General features: G+C 64.8%; 9 protein-coding genes. 4 read left to right on the forward strand and 5 right to left on the reverse strand.

Annotation, left to right across the window (positions count from 1 at the left end):
- Positions 1-4 precede the first annotated feature (4 nt).
- From ACTRWG_RS13295 to ACTRWG_RS13305, 3 genes are read right to left on the reverse strand one after another with little or no spacing between them, the layout of a single operon-like run.
- On the reverse strand, positions 5-946 hold the full coding sequence (locus tag ACTRWG_RS13295; RefSeq protein WP_027237433.1) for a site-specific tyrosine recombinase XerD: 942 nt from the start codon (positions 944-946) through the stop codon (positions 5-7).
- Position 947: 1 nt separating this feature from the next.
- On the reverse strand, positions 948-2,465 hold the full coding sequence (locus ACTRWG_RS13300) for a hypothetical protein (protein ID WP_027237434.1): 1,518 nt from the start codon (positions 2,463-2,465) through the stop codon (positions 948-950).
- The gene (locus tag ACTRWG_RS13305) at positions 2,455-2,604 is read right to left on the reverse strand and encodes a hypothetical protein (RefSeq protein ID WP_167332331.1); all 150 of its coding nucleotides are present in this window, start codon (positions 2,602-2,604) and stop codon (positions 2,455-2,457) included. The genes ACTRWG_RS13300 and ACTRWG_RS13305 overlap by 11 nt, the downstream gene beginning before the upstream one ends.
- An 81-nt stretch (positions 2,605-2,685) precedes the next feature.
- Between ACTRWG_RS13305 and ACTRWG_RS13310 the strand changes: the two genes are divergently transcribed.
- Complete coding sequence (locus ACTRWG_RS13310; RefSeq protein ID WP_027237435.1) at positions 2,686-3,276, forward strand: shikimate kinase; 591 nt, start codon at positions 2,686-2,688, stop codon at positions 3,274-3,276.
- Positions 3,276-4,382 carry a 3-dehydroquinate synthase gene (gene aroB / locus ACTRWG_RS13315; RefSeq protein WP_027237436.1) on the forward strand — a complete coding sequence of 369 codons (1,107 nt, stop codon included), beginning with the start codon at positions 3,276-3,278 and terminating at the stop codon, positions 4,380-4,382. The genes ACTRWG_RS13310 and aroB overlap by 1 nt, the downstream gene beginning before the upstream one ends.
- A gap of 93 nt (positions 4,383-4,475) precedes the next feature.
- Here aroB and ACTRWG_RS13320 read toward each other — a convergent pair whose 3' ends face one another.
- Positions 4,476-6,683, reverse strand: coding sequence for a methyl-accepting chemotaxis protein (locus tag ACTRWG_RS13320; RefSeq protein WP_462829427.1), 2,208 nt, complete (start codon positions 6,681-6,683; stop codon positions 4,476-4,478).
- 382 nt (positions 6,684-7,065) lie between these two features.
- Positions 7,066-7,584 (reverse strand): single-stranded DNA-binding protein, encoded by a 519-nt coding sequence (gene ssb / locus ACTRWG_RS13325; protein WP_435659444.1) that lies wholly within the window; start codon positions 7,582-7,584, stop codon positions 7,066-7,068.
- 232 nt (positions 7,585-7,816) lie between these two features.
- Between ssb and ACTRWG_RS13330 the strand changes: the two genes are divergently transcribed.
- Together ACTRWG_RS13330 and ACTRWG_RS13335 are read left to right on the forward strand one after the other, a co-directional pair.
- Positions 7,817-8,401, forward strand: coding sequence for a lytic transglycosylase domain-containing protein (locus ACTRWG_RS13330; RefSeq protein WP_027237438.1), 585 nt, complete (start codon positions 7,817-7,819; stop codon positions 8,399-8,401).
- 155 nt (positions 8,402-8,556) lie between these two features.
- Entirely contained in the window at positions 8,557-8,931 is a 375-nt protein-coding gene (locus ACTRWG_RS13335) for a hypothetical protein (protein ID WP_259956570.1), read from the forward strand.
- The last annotated feature ends 273 nt before the right edge of the window (positions 8,932-9,204 follow it).

A 9,204-nucleotide genomic window follows, 5' to 3' on the forward strand; every position in this document is an offset into this window, starting at 1 on the left:
GCCGTCAGCCGTCCTTGGCCAGCGGGTGATGCTCCAGCACCAGTTCCTGCAGCCGGGCGTCCAGCACGTGGGTGTAGATCTCGGTGGTGGCAATGTCGGCATGCCCCAGCAATGCCTGGATGGCGCGCAGGTCGGCGCCATTGGCCAGCAAGTGGGTGGCAAACGCATGGCGCAGGGTGTGGGGTGTGACCTTGTCCGGTGAAACGCCTCCGGTCACCGCCAGTTCCTTGATCAGCAGATAGAATCTGTGCCGGGTCAGGTGGCCGGATCTGCCGCGCGAGGGGAACAGGAACCGGGAGGCCGGAGTGCCCTTCTGCTCGCGCTCGTCCTCCGCCGCGTCGCGGACCAGCAGCCAGGCCGCCAGCGCTTCGCGCGCGGGCGGCGACAGCGGCACCATGCGCTCCTTGCCGCCTTTGCCGAGAATCAAGAGCATCCTGGGATCGCCGCGGGCGGCGGAGACCGGCAGCGAGACCAGCTCCGTCACCCGCATTCCGGTGGCATAGAGAAGTTCCATAAGGCAGGTGTTGCGCAGCCGGTCGGCCTCGCTGCGGCCGGTCTTGCGGGCGGCCTCCAGCAGGCGGTCGACCTCGATCACCTCCAGCGTTTTCGGCAGCCGTTTCTCGCGGCCCGGACCGCGGATCTGAATTGCCGGGTTGTCCTCGCGCCAGCCTTCCTCGAACGCAAACCGGTAGATCTGCTTGACCGCCGACAGCCGCCGCGCCCGGGTGGAGCGGGCCAGTCCTTGCGCGTCGCAGTTGATCAGGTAGGCCTCGATATCATCCTGGGAAGCGGTATGAAAATCCAGAGAGCGGTGCTCCAGCCAGGCAGTCAGGTCCTTGAGATCGCGGCCATAGGCCAGCAATGTGTTCTGCGAGGCGCCGGTCTCTGCCGCCTGGGCGTCGAGAAAGGTGGAAATCCATTGAAAGTTCGCGGCGGGGGCAGCCATGTCACTGCCGCTCCAGCAGCATCAGCTGCAGGGAGGCCCGCCGGGCGGTGTCCTCCAGCCCGACGGCGCGGAAGGCGGCCAGAGCGGCGGTCAGATCGCCCAGATTGCCGTCGGCGCCCTGAGCAAACAGCACCATGCTGCGCAGGATCGCCTCGCCCAGCTGGCCGTTGTCCAGCAGCTGCCGGATCCGGGCGGGAACGGGCCGTTCCGGTTCGAACCCCAGCGCGATGGCTTCCGCCAGCGGCGACGGGGCCGGGGCATCGCCGGGACGTCCCTGGGCAAGCCCTGCCAGGAACTGCTCCTCGGCGCCGGCGGCAGGGGCGGCGTGCGCGGCGAGCTCATAGAGCGGTGACAGCAAGCGGATGCGCCAGGCCAATGCCTTTTCCGGGCCGTTCAGGTCTGCCCGGGCAAGCGGCTCGGCAAAAAGATCGGCGAAAACGGTTTCGGTGCCTGCCTGCTGCATCGCCGCCCAGGCGCGGGGCAGGGAGGCAGCGAGTGCGTCAGCACTGCCCGAGTTCAGGTCATGCTCAAGCTGCTGCACGGCAGCAACCCGGTCCCAAATGCCGCCTGAGGCGGCCGGTTTGCGGTCGCTGAACAAGCCAAGGTACTGGTTGGGGTTGAGCGCACCGCCGCGCGCCAGCCGCTCAGCTGCCTCCAGCTGGGCTTTCCAGCCGGCAATGTCGCGCAGGTCCGCCGCGGCAAAGGCCGGCGGCAGCGGCGCCGTGGGCATCGGTTCGCCAATGGTTTCAAACAGGCGGAAGGTCAGCGGATCCGGATCCGCCGGATGGGGCAGCGGCGGTGCCATCTCAAACAGGTCGGGGTTGAGGAACCGGTCCAGCAGGTCCATCCGCTCCTTGGGCAGCAGCTCCAGCGCGTGGGCGGTTTCCAGCATCAGCGCTGCGGTCGGCCAGTCGCTGCGCCGCGCTGCGCAGAAGATCCTGGCGCCATAGCTGTCCGACAGGTGCGGGGCCGCGGCGAGCGCTTCGCAGGAAGCATCCTCGCTGCCGGTCAGCAGGGTGGTATCGAACCAGCGGGCAAAGCGCTCTTTGCTGCTGATGGGGCCTGCGTGTTCCGCCAGCGCCTGCGACGGGTCGGCGGCCCCCAAGGCCAGCAGCCGGTCGAGCCGGGCCAGCAGGATCCGGTCCTTGGAGTTGGCGGGCGGGCGGCTTTCCGACAGCAGCAGGGTGAACAGCAGCGCCTGCATCGCCGGGCTGCCGCGCACGGGCACGGTTTCGATCAGTCGGGCGATATCCTCCGCACTGCTGCCGCGCCACATGTCGGGCGGCAGCCCGGTTGCGGCTGCGGGCACCAGACCCACAGGCGGCTGAAGCGTCTCCAGCGGGGTGACAGCCACGGGCGGCACGGCGGCGGTGCCGGTAACCGGCGGCTCCAGCAGCACGGTGCCGGGCAGGCCGCTGCGCGGCGGCGGCCGGTTCAGCCAGTCGATCGCTGCCAGGGGCTCATTGGCGAGGGCGCTGCCTGCCATCATGACCCCTGCGGCAGCTGCCTTAATCCGCATTCAGGACCACCGGCTTGCGCACTTCGGTGCTGGGCGCGCGGAAATCGGCGCCGAACCACGGCCCCACATAGGCATAGCCCACCAGCCCGATCCCGGCGAGAACTACCAAATAGACCAGATACTTAATCAAACGCCCCATATCGTGTCCAATGCCTGTTTCCTGCTCTTTTGCCCAAGTTATATATTCCCTTTTCCGCAAGATCACGTCATTCACTGAAGAATGAGCGAAAAAGAGCAAATCAGCGGCCAGAAGGCAGCAGGCCCGGTGCCTGGGAAGTTGAAGAAAACCATCGTGATGGTGGGGATGATGGGGGCTGGCAAAACCGCTGTGGGGCGGGCGCTGGCGGCTCGACTGGATGTGCCCTTTCTGGACAGCGACCACGAGATCGAGGCCGCAGCCAATATGACCATCCCGGAAATTTTCGCCCGCGACGGTGAGCCGTTTTTCCGCCAGAAGGAGCGGCAGGTGATTGCCCGCCTGCTGGAGGAGGAGCGCGGTATTCTGTCGACCGGCGGCGGGGCGTTTCTGGCGCAGGAAAACCGCGAGGTGATCACCGCCAAAGGGGTCTCTGTCTGGCTGGACGCGGGCCTGGATGTTCTGTGGAACCGGGTCCGCCACCGCGACACCCGGCCGCTGCTGCGCACAGCCGATCCCTATGCGACGCTTAGGGGCCTGTACGAGCAGCGGGTGCCGCTTTATGCGAAGGCCGACCTGACCGTCGCCTCCGATGGCCAGGCCGCGATTGAAACCATGGTTGACCGTGTGCTGGACGCGTTGAAGGCACGCCCCGATGTACTGGAGTGGAAATGATGGAACGCACGGTTCACGTGCCGCTGGGTGAGCGCGCCTATGACGTGGTGATCGGCCCCGGGCTGCTGGCGCAGGCGGGCGAGCGGATCAAGCCGCTGCTGAAACGCCCGCAGGTGGCAGTGCTGACCGACGAGACCGTGGCGGAGGAGCATCTGGACGCCTTGCGCGCCGGGCTGGCGGCTGCCGGGGTGGAAATGACCGCTCTGGCACTGCCGCCGGGCGAGGCAACCAAGGGCTGGCCGCAGTTCACCCGGTCGGTGGAGTGGCTGTTGGAGCAGAAGGTGGAGCGCGGCGACGTGGTCATCGCCTTTGGCGGCGGGGTGATCGGCGACCTGGCGGGGTTTGCCGCCGCCGTGCTGCGCCGTGGGGTGCGGTTCGTGCAGATCCCGACCTCTCTCTTGGCGCAGGTCGACAGCTCTGTCGGTGGCAAGACCGGCATCAACGCGCCGCAGGGGAAAAACCTGATCGGCGCCTTCCATCAGCCCTCGCTGGTGCTGGCCGATACCTCGGTGCTGGAAACGCTGCAGCCGCGCGATTTCCTGTCCGGCTATGGCGAAGTGGTGAAATACGGGCTGCTGGGCGATGCGGCGTTTTTTGCCTGGCTTGAGGAAAACGGCCCCGCCCTGGCCGCCGGCGATGTGGCCGCGCGGGTCGAGGCGGTGGCGCGCTCGGTGCAGATGAAGGCGGATATCGTCGTGCGCGACGAGACCGAGCAGGGCGACCGGGCGCTGCTGAACCTGGGCCACACCTTTTGCCATGCGCTGGAAGCGGCGACCGGATATTCGGACCGGCTGCTGCATGGCGAGGGGGTTGCGATCGGTTGCGCGCTGGCGTTTGAGCTGTCGGCGAAACTGGGCCTGTGCTCCCAGGAGGATCCGAGCCGGGTGCGGGCGCATCTGAAGGCGATGGGCATGAAGACCGATCTGGCGGACATCCCGGGTGAACTGCCCGGGGCGGAGGCGCTGCTGGAGCTGATGGGGCAGGACAAAAAGGTTGTTGCCGGCCAGCTGCGGTTCATTCTGGCGCGCGGCATCGGCGAGGCCTTTGTGACCGGCGATGTGCCGCCGGAGCAGGTCCTGTCAGTGCTGCGCAGCGCCGGGGCCTGACTGGCAGGATGGACCGGCTGAGACCGGAAACGCAAAAAAGGGCAGCCGCAACGGCTGCCCTTTTTAGCTGAGTGCCCGCGGCGGCGGCCGGTCTCAGGCCGCAGCGCTGCCTGTGTCATAGCCGGGCTGATCGGCGTCGAAGTCGACTGTCATGTGCGGCTCGCCCCCGTTAACCGGGCCGGAGAGCGCTGGCAGAGAGCCGGAGGCCTGAGGAACGGTGAACTGCGTGACCAGCTCCCGCAGCTCCTGCGCTTGCTCAGACAGGGAGGTGGTGGCGGCGGTGGTCTGCTCGGCCATGGCGGCGTTTTGCTGCGCCATCACTTCCAGCTCGCCCACGGCGGTGTTCACATCGCCCATTTGCACCGACTGTTCCTTGATATTTCCGGCGATTTCAACGACCAGCGTGGAAATCTCTCCCACCTGCTCATTCACGTTGGACATCGCCTGGCCGGCCTGATCGACCAGAGTGGCGCCGTTTTTGACCTGCTCGGAACTGCGGGCGGTCAGCTCGTCGATCTGCTGCACCGCATCGGCACAGCGCTGCGCCAGCATCCGCACTTCGCTGGCGACCACCGCAAAGCCGCGGCCCGCTTCGCCGGCCCGGGCGGCCTCCACGCCGGCATTCAGCGCCAGCAGGTTGGTCTGGAAGGCGATATCCTGAATCACCTTGGTGATCTGCGAGATCTCCTGCGAGGATTCCTGGAGCTTGTCCATCGCAACAATGGTGTTCTTCACCACCTGGTCACAGGAGGCGACGCCGGTCTGGGCGCTGTCGGCCAGCCGTTCCGCACGGCCTGCATTCTCCGCCGACTGCTGAACATTGGAAGTCAGTTCGCGCATTGCATGGGTGGTTTTCTCCAGCGTTGCCGATTCCGCTTCGGTGCGGTGCGCCAGATCCATCGAAGCTTCCGCAATCGACCGGGTGCTTTCATCGACGCTGCTGGTCAGCTCACCAATGGAGGAGACCGCCTCGCTCAGCGCTTTCAGGGAGTCGTTGAAATCCATCCGGATCGACTTGAACTCGACGGGGAAAAACTCCGTGATAGGGTTGTCCAGCCGCTTGTTCTGCAGATCCATCAGGGCAGCGCCGATGCGGCGGGCGACTGACAGGATTTCCTCGCGGCGCTCTTGCTCGGCCCGGGTTTCCTCTTCTTGCTTCTGCTGGGTAACGGAGCGCAGCTCGACGACATTGCGAGCGACCGCGCCGATCTCGTCCCGGCGGCTGGCACCGGTAACTTCGGCATTGGCGTCACCGCTGGCGAGCTGTTTCAGCGCCTTGTTCAGGATCGACAGACCGCTGGTCATGTCGCGCGCAATCACCAGGCTCAGGAACAGGACACCGGCCAGGAGAACCGCCGTGAAGATGGCCATCTCAGTCAGCAGCAGTTTGTTCTGCGCATCGAAAGCGGCCATGTCCTCTTCGAGGTGCTGTATGAGGAGCGACTCCTTGCCGCGCAGGACTTTCAGCATATCTGTGGCGGCTGCAAACCATGAGTCGGCGGTAAAGCCCGAGAGATCCCCGCCGCTCAGGATGGCTTGCCGGATGTCCTCAAACTTCTTCATTTCAGGTGTGGACTTCAGGCTGGCAACGGCGTTGCGGTCCTCCACTGTCGCAAAGTCAAGAAAGCGGTCCAGGCGTTCCTTGAAGCGTTCATGCGTTGCGACGAAAATCTGAAAATCGGTTGGCGTCCAGCCATTGGCAAATCCCACCGCTCCGGCCGCGCGCTCCAGCCCGGCCGCGTCCTTGGCCCGCAGGAACATTGACAGGGCGACAGCTTCCTGGGAGATCCGGGGGTTGTCGATTTGCTGAGCGACAGAAAGCCCGGTCTGGATCAGCGCCGTGTTCAGATCAGTGTAATACTCAACTGCAGCGCGAACCGGCATCGCGCGGCTGGCGATCTGCTGGCGGACTTCCTTTTTCCGGCCCAGTTCAGTTTGCGCGACGCGGAATGACTGCAGGGCTTCGGTGCTGAGCCCATCACGGTCCACCTGCTCCAGCTTGGAAAGAAAACCGGCCATTGCAGCGTCATTTGTCTGCCGGATCTTCACAAGCGCCTCCGGCATCACAGACGACTCGCTGCCCAGGTAAGCGGCGCTCATCCCGCGTTCGACCTGCAGCGAATGCACCAGGCTGCTGGTCCCTTCGAGAAGCTCCCCGGCGAGGGCTGTGTTGATCTGTGCCCGTTCATACAGCTCTATCAGCTTATTGCCTATGAACCACAGGCTGAGAAGCAGCGGCGCCGCCAGCAGCATGGTGATCTTCACCTTAATCGAGAGATGCTGCAGAAATCGCATACCCATAATCTGAACCCTTGTTGAACATTTATCGCATCAGTTGCATCCACAATGCGGAATGTGTCTTAATATTCGGCTACCCTGAAGGAAGGGGATGACTGTGCAGCAAGGCCGCCTTCATATGCGAGTGGAAGCCGTTAGCAGAGGGCAGGTGTGGGTCAGGTAAATTGTTGAAATTGATTGGATAACTTAGTGCGCTTGGCCGGTTCCATGCGCAAGCACGGGGTGCGGTGCGAAAGGGTGCCGGCCCGGTTTTTCCGAGGGAAGGGCCGCTGCGCGAGCCGTTAAATCTTCGAAAAAGCACGGCGGAATTTGAAAAGCCCCCGCGGCACGGGGCCTGGGGGCTTTCCGGAACATTTTCTGCGGCAGCCGGGCCGCAGCCGCTGGTTCAGAACGGGATTTCGTCGTCGTCGATATTATGCGAGGCACCGCCGCCGTACCCGCCGCCGCTGCCGCCGCCTTGGGAACCGCTGTCATAGCCGCCGCCGTACCCGCCGCCGCCCTGGCTGCCGCCGCCATAGCCGCCGCCGCTCTGGCCGCCGCCGCCGCCCTCGCCACGGCCGTCAAGCATGGTCAGGGTGGAGCCGAAGCCCTGCAGCACCACCTCAGTGGAATAGCGGTCCTGGCCGCTTTGATCCTGCCATTTGCGGGTCTGCAGCTGGCCTTCGACGTAAACCTTGGAACCTTTGCGCAGATACTGTTCGCAAACCCGGACCAGACCTTCGCTGAAGACCGCCACGGAATGCCATTCAGTCTTTTCGCGGCGCTCGCCGGTGTTGCGGTCCTTCCAGGTTTCCGACGTGGCGATGCGCAGGTTGCAGACCTTGCCGCCGTTCTGAAAACTGCGCACCTCGGGGTCGCGGCCCAGGTTGCCGATGAGCATGACTTTGTTGAGTGAGCCGGCCATAGGGATCCGTCCTTTAGTTTCTGTTCGTCTTGTCCAGCAGCGGCAGGGCTCGAATCCGGCCCCGCTGCGTTCCGGCGACAGTATAGCCCCATGACTGGCGTGAAAAGCAGGCATCTGTGGATGCTTTCCGGGGCACGCGCGCGGGATTTGCGGCGGTTCACGCCCGTGTTGCTTTAATTTTGTTTCGCATTGGGTATATTGCCCGCAGTGGGACAGTATCAGGACAGCGGAAATGCGCAAAGCCGTTGCGGGGTTGGTGATTGCGGTCATGGGAGCGGGGCAGCCCGCCGCGGCCGATGTACTCAGCACGAAAAGCAGGCGGGACCTGTTTGCCGCCCATACCAGGGTGCTGGATGGCCGCGCAGCGGCGCAGTACAAGAACTCGGTCCGGCTGCAGCCGAAAACCTATGGGATCCCCTCTGCCGCGGGAACGCTGCCTTATAACGGCAAGTACCGCGGGCAGTATCTGGAAATGGCGCGCGAGTCCGCCCGCCAGCATGGCGTGCCCGAAGACCTGTTTCTGCGCCTGGTCCAGCAGGAGAGCAACTGGAATCCGAATGCCAAGTCGCATAAGGGCGCGCTGGGGCTGGCGCAGCTGATGCCTGCCACGGCGCGGGCACTGGGGGTCAACCCGGCGGTGCCCAAGCAGAACCTGGATGGCGGCGCGCGCTACCTGGCGCGGCAATTCCGCAAGTTCGGCTCCTGGCGGCTGGCGCTGGCGGCTTATAATGCCGGGCCGGAAGCGGTGGTGAAACACGGCGGCGTGCCGCCGTATAAAGAAACCCAGAACTATGTGAAGAAGATCTGGGGCAGCTAGAGCGCCGGCGCGGCCGGACCGGATGTGCCGGAATAATCTGCCCGCTCGGGTTAATCTGTGGATAACTTTTCTTAATGCCCCGTTAACTCCAACGGGACGTCATGCATTTGCCTTAATTTTTCGTGAATCTGGCGGCAAGTTCAGGGGGAAATGCATTGTATATCAACAGCTTCGAAGACCGGATTGACCGCATTGACTGGCAGCCGAGCGCCGTGCCGACGCGTAAGATGATTGACAGCATGCTGGGCAGCCGGCAGCCGCGGCAGCCGCGCAGCGCGGTCCTGAGCCTTGCCGGTGCGCTGACCGGGCTTGTGATCGGCGTCGGTCTCAAAGGCATGGTGCTGCCGGGTTCGCCCTGGGGGCCGGGCACCGGGCTGGCCGGCGCGGCAGGCGGCAGCCTGGCGCTGGCCGGGCTGGCGGTCTCTGTCCCTGCAGCCCTGTTTGCCGCGGCTAAGGGTAAGCGGGCGCCGCGGCTGATGCAATTTGCTTCGATGAACCTGCTGATGATTATGATGGTTCTCTGGAGCTGACTGTGACCGCCCTCGTGGGAGTGGGGGAGCGTTGCGGAGCCCCATGCGCCGCCGCTGAACCGCGAAGCTGCCCGGTTCAGGGCGGCGCCGAACCGTGCAAACAGCCTCGCGGATGCAGGTGCGCGACGGCATCAATACCGCGGGCTTGGGGCAAATGGCGGCGTTATGAAGACCTGCAGGAACCACTCAAGGAGGCCCTGAGCGGAAAGGTTTGGATCGGCTAGTGGCAGCAATGGGACCGGAACGCTGCCAGAACCGGCAGGGTGGAACCGG

The sequence above is a fragment of the Leisingera sp. G5_S3_59_S7 genome (assembly GCF_054968485.1).

What these genes read in the sequence shown, in the direction of transcription:
- ACTRWG_RS13295 (WP_027237433.1), bottom strand. Translation starts at nt 946, where the DNA reads ATGGCTGCCCCCGCCGCGAACTTTCAATGGATTTCCACCTTTCTCGAC.
- ACTRWG_RS13300 (WP_027237434.1), bottom strand. Translation starts at nt 2,465, where the DNA reads ATGCGGATTAAGGCAGCTGCCGCAGGGGTCATGATGGCAGGCAGCGCC.
- ACTRWG_RS13305 (WP_167332331.1), bottom strand. Translation starts at nt 2,604, where the DNA reads ATGGGGCGTTTGATTAAGTATCTGGTCTATTTGGTAGTTCTCGCCGGG.
- ACTRWG_RS13310 (WP_027237435.1), top strand. Translation starts at nt 2,686, where the DNA reads ATGAGCGAAAAAGAGCAAATCAGCGGCCAGAAGGCAGCAGGCCCGGTG.
- aroB (WP_027237436.1), top strand. Translation starts at nt 3,276, where the DNA reads ATGGAACGCACGGTTCACGTGCCGCTGGGTGAGCGCGCCTATGACGTG.
- ACTRWG_RS13320 (WP_462829427.1), bottom strand. Translation starts at nt 6,683, where the DNA reads ATGGGTATGCGATTTCTGCAGCATCTCTCGATTAAGGTGAAGATCACC.
- ssb (WP_435659444.1), bottom strand. Translation starts at nt 7,584, where the DNA reads ATGGCCGGCTCACTCAACAAAGTCATGCTCATCGGCAACCTGGGCCGC.
- ACTRWG_RS13330 (WP_027237438.1), top strand. Translation starts at nt 7,817, where the DNA reads ATGCGCAAAGCCGTTGCGGGGTTGGTGATTGCGGTCATGGGAGCGGGG.